Source organism: Burkholderia sp. KL41, assembly GCF_057005415.2.
On sequence record NZ_CM174446.1, the window covers coordinates 2,956,577 to 2,978,581 of the forward strand.

Annotated in this window: 21 protein-coding genes and 1 tRNA gene; 8 read left to right on the forward strand and 14 right to left on the reverse strand. The window is 60.9% G+C overall.

Going from position 1 to position 22,005, the window contains the following annotated elements:
- The first annotated feature begins 127 nt into the window (after nucleotides 1–127).
- The 4 genes from PQB87_RS13925 to PQB87_RS13940 all read left to right on the forward strand — a co-directional run bounded on the left by PQB87_RS13925 (nucleotide 128) and on the right by PQB87_RS13940 (nucleotide 3,865).
- On the forward strand, nucleotides 128–1,069 hold the full coding sequence (locus tag PQB87_RS13925) for a CysB family HTH-type transcriptional regulator (RefSeq protein ID WP_014896306.1): 942 nt from the start codon (nucleotides 128–130) through the stop codon (nucleotides 1,067–1,069).
- Between the two features lie 70 nt (nucleotides 1,070–1,139).
- A complete protein-coding gene (locus tag PQB87_RS13930) occupies nucleotides 1,140–2,297 on the forward strand; it encodes an ABC transporter substrate-binding protein (RefSeq protein ID WP_489242158.1) in 1,158 nt (385 codons plus the stop codon).
- Nucleotides 2,298–2,393: 96 nt separating this feature from the next.
- Nucleotides 2,394–2,478 (forward strand) — tRNA-Leu (locus PQB87_RS13935).
- 172 nt (nucleotides 2,479–2,650) lie between these two features.
- Nucleotides 2,651–3,865: a tyrosine-type recombinase/integrase gene (locus tag PQB87_RS13940; RefSeq protein WP_120183478.1), complete on the forward strand. Its 1,215-nt coding sequence runs from the start codon at nucleotides 2,651–2,653 to the stop codon at nucleotides 3,863–3,865.
- A 621-nt stretch (nucleotides 3,866–4,486) separates the two neighbouring features.
- Here the strand turns inward: PQB87_RS13940 and PQB87_RS13945 are convergent.
- The 10 genes from PQB87_RS13945 to dgt form a co-directional block, all read right to left on the reverse strand.
- Entirely contained in the window at nucleotides 4,487–7,351 is a 2,865-nt protein-coding gene (locus PQB87_RS13945) for a DUF927 domain-containing protein (RefSeq protein ID WP_489242160.1), read from the reverse strand.
- 127 nt (nucleotides 7,352–7,478) lie between these two features.
- Complete coding sequence (locus PQB87_RS13950) at nucleotides 7,479–7,805, reverse strand: hypothetical protein (protein ID WP_069229808.1); 327 nt, start codon at nucleotides 7,803–7,805, stop codon at nucleotides 7,479–7,481.
- 9 nt (nucleotides 7,806–7,814) lie between these two features.
- The gene (locus tag PQB87_RS13955; RefSeq protein ID WP_041189722.1) at nucleotides 7,815–8,162 is read right to left on the reverse strand and encodes a hypothetical protein; all 348 of its coding nucleotides are present in this window, start codon (nucleotides 8,160–8,162) and stop codon (nucleotides 7,815–7,817) included.
- Nucleotides 8,155–8,367 (reverse strand): hypothetical protein, encoded by a 213-nt coding sequence (locus PQB87_RS13960; RefSeq protein WP_059859877.1) that lies wholly within the window; start codon nucleotides 8,365–8,367, stop codon nucleotides 8,155–8,157. Before PQB87_RS13960 ends, PQB87_RS13955 begins: the two co-directional genes overlap by 8 nt.
- Entirely contained in the window at nucleotides 8,360–8,662 is a 303-nt protein-coding gene (locus tag PQB87_RS13965) for a hypothetical protein (protein WP_226117734.1), read from the reverse strand. The genes PQB87_RS13960 and PQB87_RS13965 overlap by 8 nt, the downstream gene beginning before the upstream one ends.
- Entirely contained in the window at nucleotides 8,655–8,831 is a 177-nt protein-coding gene (locus PQB87_RS13970; protein ID WP_038798397.1) for a hypothetical protein, read from the reverse strand. The genes PQB87_RS13965 and PQB87_RS13970 overlap by 8 nt, the downstream gene beginning before the upstream one ends.
- 327 nt (nucleotides 8,832–9,158) lie before the next feature.
- Entirely contained in the window at nucleotides 9,159–9,683 is a 525-nt protein-coding gene (locus PQB87_RS13975) for a hypothetical protein (RefSeq protein WP_301765668.1), read from the reverse strand.
- Nucleotides 9,680–9,955 carry a helix-turn-helix transcriptional regulator gene (locus PQB87_RS13980; protein ID WP_489242164.1) on the reverse strand — a complete coding sequence of 92 codons (276 nt, stop codon included), beginning with the start codon at nucleotides 9,953–9,955 and terminating at the stop codon, nucleotides 9,680–9,682. Before PQB87_RS13980 ends, PQB87_RS13975 begins: the two co-directional genes overlap by 4 nt.
- A 774-nt stretch (nucleotides 9,956–10,729) precedes the next feature.
- Complete coding sequence (locus PQB87_RS13985; RefSeq protein WP_489242166.1) at nucleotides 10,730–11,860, reverse strand: TIGR02391 family protein; 1,131 nt, start codon at nucleotides 11,858–11,860, stop codon at nucleotides 10,730–10,732.
- 208 nt (nucleotides 11,861–12,068) lie between these two features.
- Entirely contained in the window at nucleotides 12,069–13,466 is a 1,398-nt protein-coding gene (gene dgt, locus PQB87_RS13990) for a dGTP triphosphohydrolase (RefSeq protein WP_489242168.1), read from the reverse strand.
- 815 nt (nucleotides 13,467–14,281) lie between these two features.
- Here dgt and PQB87_RS13995 point away from each other — a divergent pair.
- Together PQB87_RS13995 and PQB87_RS14000 are read left to right on the forward strand one after the other, a co-directional pair.
- A complete protein-coding gene (locus PQB87_RS13995) occupies nucleotides 14,282–14,857 on the forward strand; it encodes a recombinase family protein (protein WP_027786697.1) in 576 nt (191 codons plus the stop codon).
- A gap of 149 nt (nucleotides 14,858–15,006) precedes the next feature.
- A complete protein-coding gene (locus tag PQB87_RS14000; RefSeq protein WP_027786696.1) occupies nucleotides 15,007–15,276 on the forward strand; it encodes a hypothetical protein in 270 nt (89 codons plus the stop codon).
- Here PQB87_RS14000 and PQB87_RS14005 read toward each other — a convergent pair.
- The 4 genes from PQB87_RS14005 to PQB87_RS14020 form a co-directional block, all read right to left on the reverse strand.
- Nucleotides 15,273–16,337 carry an RDD family protein gene (locus tag PQB87_RS14005; RefSeq protein ID WP_027786695.1) on the reverse strand — a complete coding sequence of 355 codons (1,065 nt, stop codon included), beginning with the start codon at nucleotides 16,335–16,337 and terminating at the stop codon, nucleotides 15,273–15,275. The genes PQB87_RS14000 and PQB87_RS14005 overlap by 4 nt on opposite strands.
- Nucleotides 16,338–16,952: 615 nt before the next feature.
- Nucleotides 16,953–17,810 carry an SDR family NAD(P)-dependent oxidoreductase gene (locus PQB87_RS14010; protein ID WP_027786694.1) on the reverse strand — a complete coding sequence of 286 codons (858 nt, stop codon included), beginning with the start codon at nucleotides 17,808–17,810 and terminating at the stop codon, nucleotides 16,953–16,955.
- 121 nt (nucleotides 17,811–17,931) lie between these two features.
- Nucleotides 17,932–18,801 carry an SDR family NAD(P)-dependent oxidoreductase gene (locus PQB87_RS14015; RefSeq protein ID WP_027786693.1) on the reverse strand — a complete coding sequence of 290 codons (870 nt, stop codon included), beginning with the start codon at nucleotides 18,799–18,801 and terminating at the stop codon, nucleotides 17,932–17,934.
- Nucleotides 18,788–19,759 carry an alpha/beta hydrolase gene (locus tag PQB87_RS14020; RefSeq protein WP_226153283.1) on the reverse strand — a complete coding sequence of 324 codons (972 nt, stop codon included), beginning with the start codon at nucleotides 19,757–19,759 and terminating at the stop codon, nucleotides 18,788–18,790. The genes PQB87_RS14015 and PQB87_RS14020 overlap by 14 nt, the downstream gene beginning before the upstream one ends.
- 43 nt (nucleotides 19,760–19,802) lie before the next feature.
- On the opposite strand from PQB87_RS14020, the gene PQB87_RS14025 reads away from it, so the two are divergent.
- Together PQB87_RS14025 and PQB87_RS14030 are read left to right on the forward strand one after the other, a co-directional pair.
- Nucleotides 19,803–20,414, forward strand: coding sequence for a TetR/AcrR family transcriptional regulator (locus tag PQB87_RS14025; protein ID WP_011695111.1), 612 nt, complete (start codon nucleotides 19,803–19,805; stop codon nucleotides 20,412–20,414).
- 1,409 nt (nucleotides 20,415–21,823) lie between these two features.
- On the forward strand, nucleotides 21,824–21,991 hold the full coding sequence (locus PQB87_RS14030; protein ID WP_021160775.1) for a hypothetical protein: 168 nt from the start codon (nucleotides 21,824–21,826) through the stop codon (nucleotides 21,989–21,991).
- The last annotated feature ends 14 nt before the right edge of the window (nucleotides 21,992–22,005 follow it).

Consider the following 22,005-nt stretch of genomic DNA (forward strand, 5'->3'; position numbering starts at 1 on the left):
CGCTGGCGGATGGATTGCTAATGACGAAAACAGATATCCATATTTGAAAAACTCCGGTGAATCGTAATAAACTCGCCTTATATTTCAAACGACTAAAAAATTCTGTTGATATGCGGAAGGGTTATAAATGAACCTGCACCAATTTCGCTTCGTGCGCGAGGCCGTCCGGCAGAATTTCAACCTCACTGAGGCCGCCAAGGCGCTCTACACGTCGCAACCGGGGGTATCGAAGGCGATCATCGAGCTCGAGGACGAGCTCGGCGTGGAGATCTTCACGCGGCACGGCAAGCGCGTGCGCTCGCTCACCGAGCCGGGCAGGATCATCCTCGCGTCGGTCGAGCGGATTCTTCAGGAGGTTGAAAGCCTTAAAAGGGTCGGGAAAGATTACGCAGCACAGGATCAGGGCAACCTGACCATCGCCGCGACCCACACGCAGGCCCGCTACTCGCTGCCGGCCGCGATCGCCGAATTCAAGAAGCGCTTTCCGAAGGTGCACCTGTCGATCCTGCAAGGCAGCCCGACGCAGGTGGCCGAGATGGTGATCCACGACCAGGCCGATCTCGCGATCGCGACCGAGGCGATCTCCGACTACAAGGAGCTCGTGTCGCTGCCCTGCTTCCAGTGGCATCACGCGGCCGTCGTGCCGGCCGACCACCCGTTGCTCGAACGCAAGCCGGTCACGCTCGACGATCTCGCCCAGTACCCGCTGATCACGTACGACGACGCGTTCGCGGGCCGCAAGAAGATCAACCATGCGTTCGCGCTGCGCGGGCTGTCGCCGGACATCGTGCTCGAGGCGATCGACGCCGACGTGATCAAGACCTACGTCGAACTCGGCCTCGGCGTCGGGATCATGGCCGACATCGCGTTCAATCCCGAGCGCGACCGCAACCTGCGGCTGATCCCGGTCGGCCACCTGTTCGGCAGCAACGTGACGCGTGTCGCGCTCAAGCAGGGCGCCTACCTGCGCAGCTATGTGTATACGCTCGTCGAACTGCTGTCGCCGACGCTGAACCGCAAGCTGATCGAACAGGCGCTCAAGGGCGAATCCGAATCGTACGAGCTTTGACCGGCCTGTATAAACACAGGGGCGCGAATCCGAACCGCGCCCCTTTTCGTTGCCCGACGGAGAATCCCGCATGACGCTTCCCGCCCTGTTGCGCCGCGCCGCCGCCGGCGCGCTCGCGCTCGCCTGTGCCGCCGCCCATGCCGACCTGAAGGTCGGCGTCGACCTGTCGTCGACCGGCCCGGCCGCCGCGATCGGCATCACGAGCAAGAACGCCATCCTGATGTGGCCGAAGACGATCGCCGGGCAGCCGGTGCAGGTGACGGTGCTCGACGACGCGTCCGACCCGGGCACCGCCGTGCGCAACATCCGCAAGCTGGTCGACGAGGATCACGTCGACGTCGTGGTCGGGCCGAACATCACGCCGGCCGCGCTCGCGGCGCTCGACGCGGTCGCGGCCGGGCAGACGCCGATGATCACGCTGGTCGGCTCCGGCGCGATCGTCGAGCCGCAGGAAGGCGCGCGGACCTGGGCGTTCAAGATGGCGCAGAGCGACCGCGCGATGGCCGACGTGATGACGCGCTACATGGCGAACCACGGCGTGAAGACGGTCGGTTTCATCGGCTTCGCGGACAGCTACGGCGACAGCTGGCTGAACGAGTTCACGCGCTTCGCCGACCTGCGCAAGATCCGCGTCGTCGCGACCGAGCGCTACAACCGCACCGACGCGAGCGTCACGGGCCAGGCATTGAAGCTGATCGCGGCGAAACCCGACGCGATCCTGATCGCGGGCTCGGGCACGCCGGCCGTGCTGCCGCAGCGCACGCTGATCGAGCGCGGCTACAAGGGCCCGGTCTACCAGACGCACGGGATCGCGACGCCGGAATTCATCAAGCTCGGCGGCAAGGACGTCGACGGGACGCTGTTCCCGACCCAGCCGGTGGTCGTCGCGCGCACGCTGCCGGCCGATCATCCGGCCCGCAAGGCCGCGCTCGCGTTCGTCGACGCGTACGAGGCGAAATACGGCGCCGGCACGGTCACGCAGTTCGCGGGCGACGCGGCGGGCGTCTACCCGCGCCTTGCCGATGCGGTCGGCCGCGCGCTGAAGGCCGCTCAGCCCGGCACGCCCGCGTTCCGTGCGGCGCTGCGGCGCGAACTGGAACGCGCGCACGAGCTCGTCGTGCCGAACGGCGTCGTCGTTACCAGCGACAAGGATCATGTGGGGCTCGATCAGCGCGCGAGCGTGATGGGGATCGTCAAGCAGGGCCGGTTCGTCTACCTGAGCCAGTGACGTGCGCGACCGGCACCGGGGCAACTTGCCCGGCGTCGGGATTTCAGACATAATCCGCGTTTCGCCGCGCACAATCGCATGCGCGGCCAGGATCAAGCCCAGGTGGTGAAATTGGTAGACGCAGGGGACTCAAAATCCCCCGCCGCAAGGCGTGCCGGTTCGATTCCGGCCCTGGGCACCATGACATAGTTCCGGGAAATTCCCGAAAGTCCCAAAACCCGCGACAGCACAAGGCTTCGCGGGTTTTTTCATTCCGGCAAAGTGCCGTGTAGTGCGTAGACAGCCGGGGGCAAGCGGGGGCAACATTGGGGGCAACCGATCCGAAGTTGCCTTACCCGTCAGGAGTTGCCCCCGTGCCATTAACCGATACAGCCATCCGGAACGCCAAGCCAGCCGACAAGCCCGTGCGCCTGTTCGACGGAGGCGGCCTCTATCTGGAAGTCGCCCCGAGCGGGGGCAAGTGGTGGCGCCTCAAATACCGATTTGGGGGCAAGGAAAAGCGCTACTCGCTCGGCGTCTACCCGGAAGTTACATTGGCGACCGCACGGAAGAAGCGCGACGAAGCCCGTGAAAAGCTCGCTGCCGGCATCGATCCGGGTGAAGCGAAGAAGGCGGAAAAAAGGGCCAGCCTGCTCGCGGCCGCCCATTCGTTTGAGGTTGTCGCCCGTGGCTGGATGGCCGAGCGCAAGACGACCGTGGAGCCAGCGCAGCATGCCAAGACGCTCGCCCGCATGGAGAACGATGTATTCCCATGGCTCGGCAAGCGCCCTATCGCTGAAATCGACGCCCCGGAGATACTGGCCGTGCTGAAGCGCGTAGACGGGCGTGGAGCCAGATTTACCGCCCATCGCATCCGCAGCGAGATTAGCCGGGTATTCCGCTACGGCATCAAAGAGGGGCACTGCAAGGCCGATCCGGCCCGCGATCTGGTAGATGCAATCCCGCCCGCGCAGACAACACACTTTGCCTCAATCACTGAGCCGGAGAAAGTGGGCGAGATGCTTCGCGCATTCGACGGCTTCACGGGCACGTTCCCGGTTCTCTGCGCGCTCAAGCTAGCCCCCATGCTGTTCGTTAGGCCGGGCGAGTTGCGGAAGGCAGAATGGGCGCAATTCGACCTCGACAAAGGCGAATGGCGCTATTTCGTCAACAAAACGAAAACGGATCACCTTGTTCCGCTGGCCGCGCAGGCTGTCACGATTTTGCGCGAGCTTCACGCCCTGACTGGCGAAGGCGTCTACGTGTTCCCTGGTGCTCGCGACCGAAATCGGCCGATGAGCGAGGCCGCTATCAATGCAGCCCTTCGTCGGCTCGGCTACGACACTCGCACCGAGATTACCGGTCACGGCTTCCGGGCAATGGCACGGACGATCCTGCATGAAGAGTTGGAGGAAAAGCCGGAAGTGATCGAGCACCAACTAGCGCATACGGTCCCTGACAGCCTTGGGCGGGCGTACAACCGAACAAAGTTCATCAAGGCACGACGCTCGATGATGCAACAGTGGGCGGACTACCTCGACAAGATCAAAGCCGGGGCGGAAATCATCCCAATCGCGATGGCGAGGTAGGTCCGTGCCGCCAGGCGTATGACCCCCTTCCGCGCGTTTCCCACCAGTAAAACGCAAGCGGCCTAGGCATAGGGCAAGCCGATGATTTGGCCCCTTATTATTATGTGCCCCCCCTATGTTTGCCGTCAGTAGAGAAAAGACGCGGGTGTGAGCCCCCGCGTCTTTGCCCTAGACGCAGGGTCCCCCGCTTTCCGGCCGCCCCGACACTTGCGGCCGGCGCAACAATGCCCGATCGGGGCGTATCTCGGACACCCCCCTCGAAAACACGTCGTCGATGCCCTTGGAATCCCGGAGAGCCGCGCCCCGCTTTGCTTCAAGGTTGATGCAGTCGGTCGACGCCTGTCCGCTGAGTGCAAAACGAGTTGGAGAGTTGGAGATAAACGGCGGAATCGGCCGCAAAGCCTTGTGAGGTAAGGCTTCGTGTGTCTCCAAACGATTTGGAGAACGCTGGAGATACTGGAGATAAACCAGCCCGGATTGTTACGGTGGCAGCAAGAATTGCGGCAATCGCCGGCCCGGTTCCATCTGGAGCGTATCGCTCAAAGTAACTTTGACGCTCAGGCGAAAAATGCCGCGCAAAGGGATGCCCGCCACCGCCCTCCCGGACGGCGGCGGTGCAGCTTAGATTTCGAGTGAGAAGATGGACGGCAGGACGCGATAGACCATGAGTCTCTTTGTCATGCCGGGGATATGTTCTTGTCGATACGGACGCCCATCGCTACGCGGCATCAGCACACCCCGCTTCATCAAAGCCTTCTCGACGATCCGATGATCGTAGCCGGCGCATACTTCCTTGCGAAACACGGTTGACTCGATCAGGTATTCCGTCTCGACGCTTTCCGCGTCTTCGGCGCTCATCTTCTCGCCGAACTCAGCGTAATACGCTTGATCCGACTCGATGGCGATGCTGCTCTTGTCGTGTTTCACGAGTCGTTTCCAGCCCGCACGGTGCGGCGCGTTCGGCCGATGGTCGTCCTGCGCCCGGTTCATCCACACGAAACGGTTATCGCCGTGTGCGACGAGGAAGTGCAGCACCTGTCGCACCGCATCCGCTTCGTCCGAATTGCCCGTGCCGCCGCGCAGTTCGAGCCAGCCTTCGAAGCAGCGACGCGCAGCCTCGACCGCTTCGCCTTGCGGCCAGCCAGTCAGCCCGTGCGCCGTCGCCAGCTCGCCGGCCACCGCAACGAGGCAGAACCGCTTGGCGACGCGCGCGACCTGCGAATGCGATCCGTCCGGCACCCATTGCCCGACCAGCTCGTCGACACGCATGCGCAGATGCTCGGCCAGCTCGTCGGCCTGCGACGATGCCCATTCGATGAAGGCCGGCCCCGCCGTGCCGTAGTGCCTACCGGCGTGCCGCTCTAGGTGTTCGATCAGCGCGGCCGGCGTCGGGAAGCCGTGCAGCTTCTCCACGACGCCCATTTCGCCGACCTCGGCCGGGATCGCAGGCAAGCGCACCTCGATACCGCCTTTCATGGGTTTGTTGCCCTCGGCCATCAGCGCGGACACGCTCTTTTCGCCGTTCGACAGGAACAGCAGCCGCCACGTGAGCACGGGTTTGGCCGAGCCGCTACGCGAGGCGCGAGCCTTGCCCGACTCGTTCGCGAGCATGTAGATCACGTCGCCGACCAGGCGCGGCTCGACCTGCCCGATTTCGTCGAGGATCAGCAGCGCGTCGCTATGCTGCGTGGCGACGGCTTCGAGCGCGTTGTCGGTCGCCTTCCAGCTCCGCACGTAGTCCGGCGAGCCGAACACGGACGCGGCGATGACGCCGCCTGTCGACTTGCCTTTCGACGTCGTGCCGAGCAGGTGGAAACCGCCCGACTGAAGCCCCGAGAAGTGCAGCAGCGGACCAGCGAAGGCGGTAGCGACGCAGAACAGCAGCCGGCTATTGCCGACGCAGTAGGCCGCGACTTCGCGTTGCCAGTCGTCCAGCGTGCCGCGCTCTTTGAACTGGCTCTGGATCGGCGTGTCGGCCTGATAGATCAGCGCCTCTTTGCCGGTGCCGATGACACGATCAGGCAGCACGAACGCGCCGTGATGCCAGCCGACGCGCGGCACGCAGCGCACGCGCTCGTCGGGCTGCGCCATCTGCACATAGTTGGCGATCTGCGTGCGGGCGATCTGCGTCACGCCAAGCTTCACGCCCATGTCGAGCAGCATGCGGCGCAGCTCCGTACCGTCGCCGGCAAAGAGGCCAGCCGGCACCGCCCACCGTTTCAGGATGCCGTCGCGATCGGTGAATTCGAGCAGGTAGCCCCACTCGCTGTTCATCTCGTTTCGCGTCTCCGCGATCACGTCGATACGCGTGCTGACCCAATGCGGCGGCAGCGGATCGCCTTGATTGTTGAAGCCGTGAAACCACACGCCCTTGTCGTCGACGACGAATCGCGACTTGCCGTCCTGCGCGCGGGCTGTTTTCGGGCGCTTGGCGGGCTTCGCGGCGGGCGGTGCTGCCTTGGCCTTGCCGGCATCCGCCGAGCCGGCCGGCGCGAGCGCAGCGCGCACGGCGGCGGCCACCGCATCCGGGCCGAGGTGCGCAGCCAGGTCGTTGAAGTCCGTGCCGGCTGCCGGGCGGTTCGGACCGAAGTCGGGCACGGCCACGATGCCGGCGACGGCTTCGGCCGCCGCGCGAGCCTTCGTCACGCCCGGATTGCCCTTCGTCGCGTGGTCGTCATCGGCGCAGACGACGATGCGGGCGTCCGGATACTGGCCGCGCAGCGCCGTCGCGACCGCGTGCAGGTTGCCTGCGTCGAACGCGACGGCGGCCGGATAGCCCGTCGCGGCCGCGAGCGTCGCGCACGTGGCGTAACCCTCGCCAATCAGTACCGTCGACGGCGCGGAAGATAGCGGGCCGCCGATCATCGAGAAGCAGCCTGCCTTGCGGCCGTTCGGCAGATAGCGTTTCTGGCCGTCCGTCAGGACGAACTCCAGCGTCCACAGCTTGCCGTCCGCATCGCGCGCCGGAATGACGAGGGCGCCGTCGCATGCGGCCGTGCCGATGCACAAGCCGCCGCGATAGACGCGCAGCGCGTCGACCGGGATGCGCTTGCGAACGAGATACGGGTGATCGGCCGGCGCGGGCTCGGCCGCCGACCAGACCGACTCGGCGAGCGCCGACGCGGCTTGCTGCTTCTCGGTCAGTTCGGCCAGCTCGGCCGCTTCGCGTGCCGCGCGCTCGGCTTTCTGCCGCTCGCGCTCCGCTGGATCGACCGGCTTCGCCCGATGCGCGCGCGGATCGAAACCGCCTTGTTTGGCGAGGTGAAACAGCGTGTTGATGGTGATCTTGCCGCCCTTGAACGACTTCCACACATCGCGCGTGTCCTTGCTTTTGTAGTTCTGCGCGCCTTGGCTCCATTCGTTCCAGAGGGCGAAGCCCTCCTCGCCAAACTCGGCCTTGAGCGCCATCCCCACCTGACTCCACGTGTCGCGGTCGTCAGGCGGGACGTAGCCGAGCGCGACTCTCGCCCGCTCGAATTCGGACATGGGTGCGTTACTCATAGGTTCCCACTGGACGCGCGTCGGCAGGCTTCCGATTAGTAGTCCATATCGGGCAAGCAGCTACCCGACGCGCGAAGAATTGAATGATGCGACGATGCCTAGCGGCGGAACGTCAGCCGGCCGCGCGCGGCACCGACAGAACGGCACCGCCGGCCGTGACGTCGTTGCTGTAGACGTAGCGGCCGAGCCGCGACTCGCCAAGGGCGTCGTTGGCCGCCTCCAGCGCCGCGCCGATCGACGGAAGGGACGCGCGGAACAGGCTCAGCACAAGCCAGTAGTCGTCATCGGACATGGCCTTGTCAGCCGCCCAATGCAGGCTGTCCAGCAGCTCCATCGCGTCACTGATGCGCGTGCCGATGCGGTTGCGATCGGGGCGGTTCACCTCAGCCACGAAGTGTGACGCGAGCGGTCGCACGGCATTCTTGTTCGTCTTTGCCATGGCCGCCTCTCAGTGCGTCGTGCGCGGTTCGCGCGTGACGAGGCCGAGCGCCGCGAACAGGTGCTGTTGCACTCGGCCCATCAAGCCGGCCGCGAACGCTTGCCGGCTGATCGTCACGCGGTGCGCATCGACGTCGCCGGCATCCTGCATGGAGGCTTCCATGCCGCGCGCGAACGCGGCGGCTTGATGGGCCGCGTAGTCGTGCAGGCGCACGTCGCCTTTCAGGTCGAGCCATGCGTCGGCGCAGATCGCGCCCAGGTCGACGGCGAATTGCAGCTCGATCGGAGCGCCGGTATCGAGTGGCGGTGCGTTGTCGAAGCCATTGATAACCGCGGTCCGGATGCGTTGATCAGTCATGGCACACCTCCGGCTGCGCAGTACGGCGCATTTCGGCCGAATACCGGCTCGCAACGCTTTGCCCCATGTCGACGAGCGCGCGCTCGTAGGTGCCCTCCGCAAGATGCGAACGCACAGCATCGAACAGCGCTTCGAGCTGGGCGAACTGATGGGCCGCGCACATGGCAATCATCTTGACTTCGTTCGGCAGGCGGTATTTAGACATGGCGGACCTCCAGAATCGACGCGAGGAGTTGCCCGACATCGATCGTGCAATCCAGCTCCGCTTCGCCGCGAATCGGCGTGAGGTTCCAGTCGTAGACGGCCGCGTGCATGAAGTCGCCAGACCGGCGACCGCAGACGCTACGCCCCGAGACGGGGCCGCCCAAGATCCGCACGCGCCAATCGTGATCGGGCGTCGGACGAGCCGATGCCACCTCAACCAGCATGCCGATACGCGAGCGCGCATCGCACTTCGTGACGATCGCCAGATCGCCAATCTTGCAGCGCAGCTCAGCCATGACGCACCTCCGCACGGACGAGCGCCGCGATTGCGGCCAATGCCGCGCCGGTCGCATCGAGCGCGTCTTGATACGTATTGGCGGTTGCCGCGTCGCGCAAGGCTGCGCGGACGATGGATTGAATGAGGTGGGATTGCTGCCCGGTATGGGCGTGCGTGGACTGGCGCATTAAATGCGACCTCCTTGGACGGGTTGACGAACCCGGCCCCATCGCCAAATGGGGTGGCCGGGCACAAGGCAGGGTTGGCGAACCGGCGTCCAAGGGAACCGGCGTGCGCGAACGCACCCCCACCAAGGCCCGACCATAGAAGGCGCAAGGTGTACGGACGTAAAAAAACCGCGCGAAGGCGGTTGTCCGCCTTGGAGCATCTCCGGTCGCCAAACCGGGTCACTGTTGTCTCAGCGACGCGCACAGGATACCGCGCGATGCTGGGCGACGCAAATCGCGACGCCCCTCGCCGTATATTGCCTAGTGCAAAGCGACTTTGGGGGAGCATCAGGCGGCCTCCCCCTTGAGCACAGCGGTCGCCAGCTTGAGCTGTTCGATATCCAGTCGCGAGCTGCCCTGCGCCAGTGATTGGCCGAGCGCGACGCCCCGAAGCAGGGCGCTAACTTGCAAGCGGCGCGTCCTGTCCGTGCACTGCGCATCGACGTCGTTATAAAGCGCACGATAGGCTGTCCGCAGCTGTCGATACTGCCGACGACGATAGTTCGCCGAATCCTGTTCAGCAGCAGCGATCGCCTGGACGAACTTCTCGCAGGCGGTGCCAAGTTGCTTTGTCGTCAGACGCGGGGCTTCGAGCGCGAGCGTCGAGGCAAGCGTGACGGCGATCGCAACGAGCTTCCCGGCGTCGTCGCCACGGTTCCAGAAGCAGCCCTCGATGTCATCGAGGATTCCGGCGAGCTTGCGGAGTCGGGCGTCGCGGCAACGCACGAACGCGGCGTCGCGGGCCGTGACGGCCGCGCCCATTGCGCGACCATACGGGCCGCCGCGACTGATCAGCGGGGCATGCGCGCTCATGCCTGCCCCCGTGTGGACTGACGGGATTCGACCCATTGCTGGACGTCTGCGGCGCGCCAGCCGACGCTCCTGGCACCCAACTGGACCGGCGCTGGAAACTTGCCTTCACGAATCCAGCGATACAGCGTTGTTTTCTTGACGCCGACGCAATCCAGCACACCAATAAGTCGAAGAATCTTAAGAGCCATTTTCTGTTTAGAAATGGCCTGTTCCGCAAAAAAGAGGAAAGCGGCAGCAATAAACCGCGCCGTACTATCAAAGTACGGGCGCAATGAAGTTCGCGGGAGACGCACAAAGTAACTTTGCAAAGTTACTTTGCACGGCGCGGCGCGCGCGGTATCATCCGTCCTAACAAGAGCTATGCGTTTCCTAGGCGCGGTGGCTCTTGTGGTTCCTCCAGTTATGGAACAGGCAGCCAAGCCAAAAAATCGCCGGTGGGATGTGTTGGTAGCACACCCCCGGCACCCTCTCGTCAGCGCGACGAAATATGCTCAACGACTGAGCATTGCCCGCCTTTTTCCTTGCATCGCCCACAGATTCCTAGAGCCGTGTTCGATTAGGTGCCAACAAGTACCTCAATTATATCGAAAGGTCTGCCCCCATAAAAGATTTGTTTCGGATTATCTAAGACCGCAATACATGGTGTCACTGTTCGGCCATTAAGAGTCGTTCAGTCACTTTAAAACCCGCAGTTCGAATGGCGGCTCTCCTCCCGAGAAACGGCGTAGCAACTCGCACACACCGAGCAAAACAACATCCAGGCAGCGTACAACCATGCGCAGCATCTGCCGGAGCGGCATCACATGATGCAATGGTGGGGGGACTTCCTCGACCAGCAGAGTGGAGCGAACGTTAAACCGATAGACGCCGGCACACCTCACGCTGCCTGACTATTTGCAGGGTGCCAGGAACTGAGTCGCCGGTCACTTCGGTGCAGGCGACTTTTTTGGGAATGTACGTCGATTTCCGTGGATGTCGCTCACCGATCCACAAGAGACGGCGCATGAAATTTCGCCCTCCGCCCGAAGGAAAAAAATCACCTATCGCTAGAACGGAATATCGTCATCCATCTCGTCGAAGTCAGGCGAGGCTTTAAATTCATCAACAGCCTTACTAAGATCCTTACTCCACCCCCCCTTTTCCCATGGAGAATATACGGTGAGTGCCGCATGGAATCTTTCGCTTCCATTTCGAATTCTCGTCTTAAAAACAATATCGAGCGTAGCTGGAATCGAACTATGCAAATCTCCTATGGCCGGGAACAAATACTGAAACACATAATCTTCCTCCGCCCGATTTCCAGAGCGAAGTTTATCCGTGATCGCACCGAGCATCTCGCGCTTGAGAGTGAAATGAGGGAACAAATTTCTCGCCCAAGTACCTAGACCACCGCTGCGACAGACCTTTTGTTTCGAGTCGAAACGCCCCTCCCGAACAGATCGCACAAGTTTATGCTCTATTCTCAGACGCGATACCTCCGCGAGTCGTGGCCAGATATCACCGCCCAAAGAACCAATCACCGCACGAACCGTCGCATCATCGTCGGTTGTCTTTAGTTCATCAGAGATAATCTGATCGACCTGGATCCGCTCATCGACAGTAAGCGTGGGCAACAATGCATTAAAAAAATGACGCAAATGATCCCCTTTGACCGTCTCCTTTTCTCTATACGCATCCAAAAACACCTCAAGGCGCTGCCCAACTGGTACATCTTCCACCAAGAGTTCTGCATATCGCGAATTTGGAACGAAATCAGGATCTAGGACGCGTCGAATAAAATCATGCCTCGAAAATTGCGACTTAGCTTTGTCGATCTGCCGGACAAGATATCCGGTAAAAAGAATCAAAATACGCGCATCGTTCTCAGTGTCAGATATTTTTTCATGACTGCGAGGATTACGGAATGCTTGATAGAAACCACGAAGTAGTTGCTCTACACCCTTCTGTACATTCCATTCGGATTCGCTTTGCAACCTGTTGAGCTTGATTTTAGGTGCTGCCCCACCCAGAGCCTGCCCCACCAGCGACGCACCGTCCCCCTCTGCGCCCGACTTTTGACGAAGCAATTCACTGAGAAAATAGAAGGCATCTAAAATCGACCCAGTAAAATTTCCTCTCTCGTAATTGGCCCTTACCGCTTCCCACAAATCCTCCGGCACATTGGTCTCAAGGTTCATTTGCGCGCTTCCACTCGTTGTTTTAGGGAATTTTACGACATCGTGTTTCTTTGCCGCCAACCCAGTCGACATAGACGATGGCGGCCCTAGCTCTCCGGCCCTTGGGGACGAGATCCAATGTGTCTTGCAGCGCGCGGGAATTACGCGTTTCGGGGCGGAGATATCTATTGGGCACGCACATCACCCTGAAACGCATTTCAGTGGCCAGCTAAAGCGGTTTGAACATCGATGCTCCTCGACCGAATAGACGATCGTGCACTTCCGCAGCATATGCATCGGTCATGCACGCGACATAGTCGCAAATCAAGCGCGCGCGATTGGGCTTGCTGGAACCGACGGAATCGTACCTTTCTTTCCAATCATCTGGGAGGAGAGCACCTTTGGATTTCCATAGGGCGTTAAATATATCCGTTACGAGATCGCGGCCGCGATGTTCCACTACCGCAAGACGAGAGGAGCGAATAACCAACTCGTAGTTCAAGTGCTTGAGAATTTCAACCTTGATCAATCCGTCTCGCGTTAATCGCACTGAGGACAATTGCGGATACTCCTGATTCAGAACCAGCTCAACCGAGTCGAGAAGCTTTCCTATTCTTTCAGCAGTGAATCTGGTGCGCATCAAACCACTCTCGTTGAGCATGCGGTTTGCCGCCCAAAAATGCAGTTCTCGCTGCTCAGATTGGGCTGTTGCCAAGTCAGTGTTAGCGAGGTCTTCGAAGATGTGCTCTAGCGTCGAAATTGCTTCAGCAGCTCCATCCAGTTCTTCGTACCCTGATTTTTCTAGTGCTTTGTTGCACTTTCGGAGCACTTCAGCTTGAAGAGCATTATTGGTCCGAAGCGCATATTGCAAGCTGAACGGCGAAACAAAACTCGCGTGAAGCGAATCTTCCAAGTCGTAAGTCGAATATGCGATATCGTCGGCTAAATCCATGATCGAGCATTCGACGGTTTTGAAGTCGCGGCCCTTGTAGCCGGGAGCAACAGCTCCTTTGACACGCCTGACTATGTCTCCTTCCGTGTAATAGTAGCCCTTTTGCAATTCATCGTTCTTCGGACGTTGGGCCTCGATCGGGTGATCGTACTTAATGACTGCGGCCAATGCCCGATTCGTGATGTCCAGCCCGAATTCCGAGCTGAATCCTTCCGGGGTGCGCACGAGCTTTCTCTCGACAGACGTAAGGATCCTCAGCGTTTGGGCGTTTCCTTCGAAGCCTCCATGCTTCAGCATCAGGACATCTAGCGCCTTTTCGCCGTTGTGCCCAAACGGCGGATGCCCGAGATCGTGTGCTATCGCAGCAAACTGCACTAAATCGGTATCTATTTTTTCGCCACCGAGTTCATTGGCAAACTTGGCGTTGATTGTTGCAGCGATTCCACATGCGATCTGCGCGACTTCCAAGGAGTGAGTCAGACGATTCCGGAAAAAGTCCGACTCCATTCCAGGGAAGAGCTGGGTTTTGCCCTGGAGTCGCCGGAACGACGGAGCATGGAGTAAGCGGGCATAGTCTTTCCTAAAGGGGCTCCAGCCGTGCTCCCTCTCGGAATCCATACCATTGGCGCCACTCAGGCGCATATAGTCCCCGTCGCTGTATAGTTTTTTTCGCATAAAAAAAGCCAAGCGATAGCTTGGCTTCCTACGTCGGTTAATCCTTAGCGCAAAGGCTTGCTCTTTTTCGTTTGCGCAGCCACGGCTTGCTTCGTTCCGCTTGTCGCGGTTCGCTTTCCATGTGTCGACTGTGCTTGATTGCTACCACTCAAGCGTTGCGCCACGAGCGTATGTGCATACTGAAAGGCTAGCGAGCCACCGTTGCCAGCCATTGTGGTGGCGGGTTTCTTCGTCATGTCAATCCCCGGTTGTTGCGCTGCAAGTATACGCGCAGACACGGTCTCGTGCGATCGGTTCAATCTGCTCTTAAAAAATACTTCCGTCAATCGGATGCTAGCCCGAGCGACTCGGCCAATGGTGAAATTAGGGGCAAATCTGGTACGTCAGAAATAGGGGTTGATACCCCATGAATGCAGTGCACGAAGGGGACTATGCCGGACCAATACCGTCAACCCTCGGCATTCGTGACCGACTTTCTCCTTGGAGGTCGTTGGAACAAAAGGCTCGAACGGCAGGTCATTGGCCAGCATCGGAAGTCCAGTGAAGAAGTTCCCGACCGCGATCGCTGCAAAGCGGCTGATGGGTGTCACACCTCGAAGAACCGCAACGAGTCGGTTGTTGTCGTTTGAATAGTGGCACCTTCCTGTCAATCCCTGCGACCGACCAGAAGGCAATCGACCTCCAATCCAATGAGCCTGTCCAAAACCGATCCCTTGCGGACAGGGGCATTTTGCCCTGTCCGGAAATAAGGGTTGAAATGTTTTGGACATTGCCTTACATTCGGACATCTATTTCGTACAGATTGAGTGCCCGATATGTCCCGAACCTTTGCCTATGCCCGCGTCAGTACGTCCGACCAGACCCCCGCGAACCAGTTACGAGAGATCGAGGCGGCCGGCTTCTCGGTCGACAAGCGCCGCGTTGTGTCGGAAAGCATTTCGGGGAGCGTAAGCGCCGATCAGCGGCCGGGGTTTGCGCAGTTGCTCGTCAAGATGGAAGAAGGCGACGTGTTGATCGTGACGAAGCTCGATCGACTCGGCCGCAATGCGATGGACGTGCGGGCCACGGTCGAGGGATTGGCCGAACGCGGTATCCGGGTTCATTGTCTCGCCCTGGGCGGCGTAGATCTGACGAGCGCGGCCGGCCGGATGACGATGCAGGTATTGAACGCGGTGGCCGAATTCGAGCGGGATCTGTTGATTGAGCGCACGCACGCTGGTATCGCTCGCGCGAAGGCGGAAGGCAAGGCGATGGGGCGGCCGTCCGCCCTGTCGGACGAGCAGCGGGCGGACGTGCTGCGCGAGTTGGACGCGGGGACAAGCGTGGCCGCGCTTGCTCGGCGATTTGGCACGAGCCGCCAGACGATCATGCGGGTACGCGACGCAGTCTAAGCGGCGCGCGCCGTTCAACTCACGCCCTGCTAGAGCCCGGCTCACTGGGTGGTGGAGCGAGCAGCTTATAGGGCGCGAGGCGGTGCATGCGCGGTTCCGGGTTGGATATCGGTCCGCATTGCCCAAATGGCAGCACTCAGAGATGCGTCATGTCTCTCATCTGTATAAGACTGGACCAGACCAAGCAAACAGTGTCGGGTTGTCTGGCTCGGTTCGGCCAGAACCCGCCATTCGACACGGACACCAAGATCGCCGACGATCGCATCACCGACAAGGGCGATACCCTGGTGGACGCCTCTGGAGACAAGGGAAATGCTGCGCAGATTGCGCTCGGCATATCCCAAGCCTTTCGAGCTCGGCCTCCGCGAGCGCACGCCCGCTTTTTCGTTCGCCTGATTGCAGAGCTCGTCTGCTTTTAGGGCGTAAGCGTCCGGGTGACTGCACGGAATACGCCCGGCTCCAGCGCAATGTCGCTCTCGTGGCTTGCTGGTGCGGCGGCGAAGACACGCCAAAATCCTCCGTTTGCCGCGAGAACATGCGCGCGAACGGTTATGGCTTCCGTGGAATCTGACGCCACACCTGCGCCGCTTCCAGTCCAGACCTGACCAGCGTCATCCGCAACGACGCTGCCGTTCCGGATTACTGCGAGCGTGGGATTTCCCTTCAGCAGTGCGTCGGCATACTCATCCAGACCGACGTTCGCAGCCTCAAAGCCTACGCCAACAACCACCTGATTCGTCGCGTCGGCATACAGCCATGTGTTCGGTGGGAGGTTGCTGCTCTGAGGCAACAGCCGCCAGCCTGCTGGCAAAATGGTTGCCGTTTGACGGGTCAGGGGATTCTGCCAACTGACTGGCGGGAGGTTCTGAGTGTCTTTCTGGCGCTGCTCTTCCATCCTCCCGTAGCCCAACGCCGCAATGAAAGCCAAAAACAACGCTAAAGCGGTGAGATAGTGGCCAAACTTGCGAGGCGCCCGAGAAACACGGCAACCGTACTTAATGTCCCAACTGGTGCGCTTGCCGCCCAATAGGGCCCGATAGCTCGCGAGTTCGGTGAAAAGTGCCACGATTGGGATACCCAATCCGATGCCTCGAATCCAGACGTCGACGCTGCGCGCGGCGTACGTGCGCGCAGGCAGCGGAGCACAATCGAGCATCTGCACCTTAACGCCAAGCAAGCCCTTGCCTATCGAGTTGCCAAAAGCGGCGTAGACCAGAACGTCGCACACGATGGCAATCGGGATAATCAGGATTCCACTGAGCATGTCCTGAGACGACGACGGCATGTCTGCGAACGCGAGCAGAGACCACCCGAATCTTGCGTTCAGGATTCCGACCACGAACCCCACCACTAGTGACCAGATGTACAGGTCTAGCGTACGGGCAAAAAACCGACGCCATGGACCTGCAAGCGGCGACGCAACCGTCGAAGGCGCCCAATCCTGCGCCAACTCGTCCGGAGCACCCTTCATCACGGTCATCGCGATTGCTCCAGCGGGCTCTGGACCTGTCGGGGCTGCGATCGGGGTTGCGGCCTCTACCCGCCCTGCCCGCTGCCGAAACACTCCCGCCAGAACCCAACCAATGCCCCAAAAGACACACAGCGGAATTAGCCCCAGCACCGCGAAGGCCGCGCCCGAAAAGCTGCTGTCTCCGTAGGAAAGGGCGTATGCGACAACTGCCCACACTACAGATATCACGACTGCCAGCCGAAGCGGCCACTTGGTTTCTCTCATGCGGTCCCCCAGAGTGGTTTGCTTATTGTTGTGACCACCAATCTACTGGCTCGCCTCTGCGAAGTAAATCGTCTGAAAAACGTATACGGGCCGGCTGCCGAATGGCCGCTTCGTGGAGTCACGAGTGGCCGCCCTGGGTCGATCTGCGCCGGGCGGCGGCCAGCCGAGTTCGGCCATGAGGCGTCAGTCGCCGGTACAGTCACTCGGACGCGTGGACGTCCGTTCCTCACTTGCAAGCGGCCATTTGGATGGCGATCCGATCGTCTCAGTCGCCGGGAGTCCTTCGCTAGCGCGCAGGAGCCGTCCTTTCAAACGGAAAGCCGATCGCCGGCGCCCTCTACATACCGCTCAGAACTTGCCCTAGCTTTGTCGGTCTCGACAGCGCTCGAGCTCACGCATCAACTGATGCATTTCATGTTGTCGCCCGAGATGCCAGTCGGTCACGATGTTGAACAACCCTCGCGTCCACGAAAACGGTGCCCACCGGAACGGGACGACGATGCGCGGTTGGCGGGCTCGCAGCCCTTTTATGACGGCCTTAGCGACGTCATCCGGTTGTATCGGTCGTCGCAACGGTGCAGGAAACCCTTTTTCAATCAATTTCGTCGCTAGCGCATTTCCGCCAAAGCCGACCTTGGCAATGGCTGTCGCCACCCATCCCGGATAAAGCACGCTCGCCGTGGACCCGGTGCCGCCCAGTTCGGCGCGCAGTGAACGCCCGAGCATCTCGACTGCGGCTTTGGACGCTGCGTAAGGCGCATTCACCATGCCGTTCACGAATGCGTAGGCCGATGAGGTGACCAGGACCTGGCCTCGATTGCGCAGAATCTCCGGCAATGCGGCCTTGACCGTGCGCCAAACCCCGAGCAGATCGACCTCGACGATTCGCTCGAACTCCTGTTCATCGCAGCTGTACATGGTGGCGGGTAGATCGTGCCACGAGATGCCAGCATTGGCGAACGCAATGTCGAGGCGACCGAATCTATCGACGGCGCGTTGCACGACCGCCTTGGTGGCGGCAGCATCGGTGACATCGAGCGCCAAGGCGAGCGTGCGCTCGGAGTCAAACTCCGCGGCGAGGCGGTCCACTGAAGCCTGCGTCACATCGGTTAGAACAAGTCGTGTTCCACATGCATGCAACGCACGCGCGGTCGCAGCGCCAATGCCGCCTGCAGCACCCGTGATAAGCACGACTTTTTCCTGAAGATCGTAAGCCACTTTGTACTGCTCCTCTGCTATTGGTTTTCCATTGCTGCGCAAACAAGGGGCGATGGATGCCGGGTCATCGGCTCCGCAGATCATGCGAAGCCGATCGGTTCCCGCGGCCACCGATTGCCATTCATTTCGCCGGAGCGTTCGCGGCCGAATCGTTCCAGCCAGTTGCCGATGCCAGACTGATGGCGCGTTCAATGTCCCCGCCGCGAAAGCCGGCGCGTTCGACGAAGCGCCTGAAGAAGCCGGGCGCCTTGGCCACGATCGTGTTGATCTTGGGTACGACGATCATGTCCGCGCGGCGCTCGATGCCTGCCACGATGTCCCGCACGACCTGCTCGCGCGGGATCATCTTCCAGAAGCCTCGATCGTTGCCTCCCCACAATGCACGGCCGGCCGGATCGGCGACGACATCGTCCATCAGCGGCGTCGGGAAGAACGTCGGATGCGCGCTGCCGACCCCGATACCCAGATGACGAAGCTCCAGACGGATGCTGTCGCACATCGCCCACACGCCCGCCTTGCTGGCCGTATAGGACGCCTGTAGCGGCGAATGTACAAACGCGGCCATTGACGAAATCGCCAGCATGTACCCGCGCTGTTGCTGGACGAATGGCAAGCCGGCACGGAACGTACGCCACACGCCGTTGAGGTTGATGTCGATGACACGATCAAACGCGGCCGGGTCGAGGGTGGCCATGGGGGCCATGGTGTCGATGCCCGCGTTGGCGATGACGACGTCAACCTGACCGAAGTGATGCGCCGCATTGGCCATTGCGGCTTCGAGGCTTTCGAAATCGCGGACGTCGGCAGTCCAGCCAAGAACGTCAGAAGGGCGGCCGAAGCTGCGAGTTTGCGCCGCGAGCCTGTCTGCCTCCAGGTCGAAAAGTGCGAGGCGCGCACCCCGTGCGTGCAGCGCTTCGGCCAAGGCCGATCCCAGGCCTCCGGTGGAACCGGTAATGGCCACCACCTTGTTCGCCAGCTTATAAGTCGACATGCGCGCCTCCTTGCTTCGTTGGAACGTGACGGCGGAGAAACGCCAGCTGGTCGGCGATCACCTGTTCGAAGTCCTTGCCCACATAGATGTCGAAGTGGCCTGCCCGATACGCGCGCACTTCGCCTTTGGGTGCGCGGCTGGCATACCGTTTCGTCGGCTCCGCCGGAGCGACGGAGTCGGCTTCGCAAATGCAAAATAGAATCGGGCAGGAAATGTCGGCTGCCTTGCGACCGGGGCGGTACCGAACGATGTTCAGGCCGAAGCGTGCTGCGACCTGATTGCGAAATGCAGTACCGTCAGGTACGAGCGCGAGATAGCCATCCAGGGCATCCGGTGCGGTCATCAACGCGCCGGAACCGGGCGGACCCGCCGTCGGCACCATCACCGGCGCCCTGCCGACGAGGGATAGCAGCACATCCAATAGCGCGAGCGCGGTAACCTTGAGCGCGCTACGCCAGTTCAACGCGAACAACGACGCGACCCCGTCCGTGAACGGGCATTGCGCGATGGCAGCGGCAATAGTTCGGTCGCGTGCTGCGGAGAGAATCACATGACCGCCGCCGAAGGAGGTCCCCCACAGGACCACCTGATCCGGCCGGAGATTGCGGTTCCCGCGTGCAAAAGCGATCGCACCCGACCAGTCCTCCAGTTGCCGATCGATATCGAGCAATTGACGAGGGGAGCCGTCGCTCGCTCCGAAATGTCGATAGTCGAACACGAGGCACGCGTAGCCCTCCGCGCAAAAGCGTTGCGCATAGGCATCGAGCCGCATTTCCTTGATTCCACCCAGCCCGTGCGCCATCACGATGACAGGAAACGGGCCCGTCCCGCGAGGCTCGTACAGCCAGCCACGGCAATGTTCTCCGCGGCCGCCTGCTACGAACTCGACATTTTTTCGCCCGGCCATGTGTCCCCCAAGGTGTGCGAGAATAGATTTCGATCCAATGTTGTAACGCATTCTAACTTTGTAATGCGATCCATCCAGTGAGGTAAACCCCCGTATGGAATCGAGAACTCAGCGTCGGGCTGCCGCGACCCGCCTGGCGATCCTGCAAGCCGCCGAGACTTTGCTGACGGAGGGCGGACTAGCCGCGGTCACGCCTGAATCGGTTGCGACCCGGGCGGATGTCGCAGTGCAGACGCTCTATAACCGTGTCGGTGGCCGTTCCGCGCTGCTCATTGCCGTGGCAGAGCGCGCGTTGGAAGAAAACCGCGAGTACATGGACGCGGCCTATGCATCTGATGGCGATGTGGAGACGAAACTACGTTGTGTGGCAGCTGCTTACGCGCGGTTCGCCAAGGAGCGCCCGCACCAGTTCCGTATCCTTGTCGAACCACCGAATGAGCCGGAGGCGCTCGCGCGCATTGCTGCCCTGATCAGACAGCAAAACGCCAAATTGGCCGCATTGATCAGCCGAGGTATCGACGAAGGGTGGGTGGATGCAGATGTCGATCCGGAACACGCGTCGACTGCGCTGTGGGCAATGATGAATGGCATTTTCAGCCTGATGTGGCGCCCCGACAGCCTTCGACTGGATGTCGATCACATTGACGATCTACTGCGTACCGCGATCTCATTGTTGACCGGCGGTATCAAGAGGCGGGGCGATTGACGCGTAGACCCCAGACAGATCTGGCGACTACAAAAAACTTCAAGCGGTTCTCAACCGGTCTGCTGTCAGGCGGCCTTCCAAGGTGCCCGCAAACCAAGGGTTTCCTTTCGGTCAGTTTCGCTCATCTCACTTCGGGCTTCGGCTCGGAAGTTGGATGATTATCACGAAGGCGTGAACCGCAGGTAAGGAGCCAACTTTCGCCGGTGTGGACGATGGCGGGAATAGACGTTGTACCTCGCAAGCTGCCGTTGATTCAGGTAGCGTCGAAGAGTTGGAGTGGGTCGATTACGGCCCTTGATGAGGTGACGTCCAGGCAATCTCCGACCTGATCTGCCTCCGACTGAGAGATCAGGTCTGGACATGCACATCTCATCGCTTCGCTCAGCGTTGCGGTAAGAGATCTCGCGCTGAAAACGCTTGGACGGCATCCACGACAGTCGGAGATGCGACCAATGTCGAAGCATTCACCGCGTCGGCGTAGCGGTCCTGCGCAGCGGGGTGTTGATCGGCCTGAGACAATCGCAGACAGCGCGGCAATGTATTCCTGGTATCGATCTATCTTCACTTGCCGCCAATCGGATGCGTGTGTTCGCGCTTTTGAGCAAGTATCGACGTAATCACCACGCCAACTAGGGCGAATAAGCCGGACGCGAGCGCGGCAAGCACTGCCGATAGCACTGCGGCGTTTGTCATGGCCAGTTCCCGAATCGATCTTGTCGCGATTATGCCGCGCTTCCTCGTGCCAATCACTGACGTGATGCGACGGTTGCAAAGTAACTTTCTAGCGTAACGCCGGCTCGGGGGTGTGGGCGCGCGGGGCATTCTTTGCGCGCAGCGTTCCAGAAGGCAGGGCAACTCTCAACGTCGTCGTGCGGACGCCATAGCTCAGCAGTCTGTCTCCAACTTTATCTCCAAGAAAATGTGTACTTTGGAGATAGACTTGGAGATAACCACAGCCTTACCAGACAAGGCTTACGGGCCGATACAACCGTCTATCTCCAAATCTCCAGATATTTTTGCTTCCGGCGGCACAGCAACGTTCCGCATGGCACCGGCCTTCGACTGATCGAGCCTACGCCGATACGCCTGTTGGAATCTTCCGAGCGACCGCGCCCGAACGGCACACGCAGCAGATCGATATGAATTCTGCGGCTGCCCGAAGCGTGGGGGGCAACTCTGGGGGCAACTCAGCAACGCTCCACAAGCAACACCCTTACACTACGGGCCTCACATAGAATTATTTCATTCCGGCCCTGGCACCAGTATTTCGCAGCGTCGTGCGCTGCATCTGTCGAAACCCGCGCAAGCTCGCCGCTTCGCGGGTTTTTTGTTTTTGCCGCACGCGCCGCAACGCGCGCCCCCGCGCAACAGTCCAAGCATCATGAGGATGCGCGGCACGGAGGCACGCCATGTCCATGCGCACGATTTCTTCCCCGCTCCGCCGCCGCGTGCTCGCCGTGGCGCTCGTGCTCGTGCTGGGCGGATGCGACGTCCTGACCGCGCCGCCGGTGCCTGACTGGCCGGGCCCGCACGCACCGTATCCGTTCCCGGACAACATCCCGCATCGCACCGAATGAAGCGCTGGCCGTGC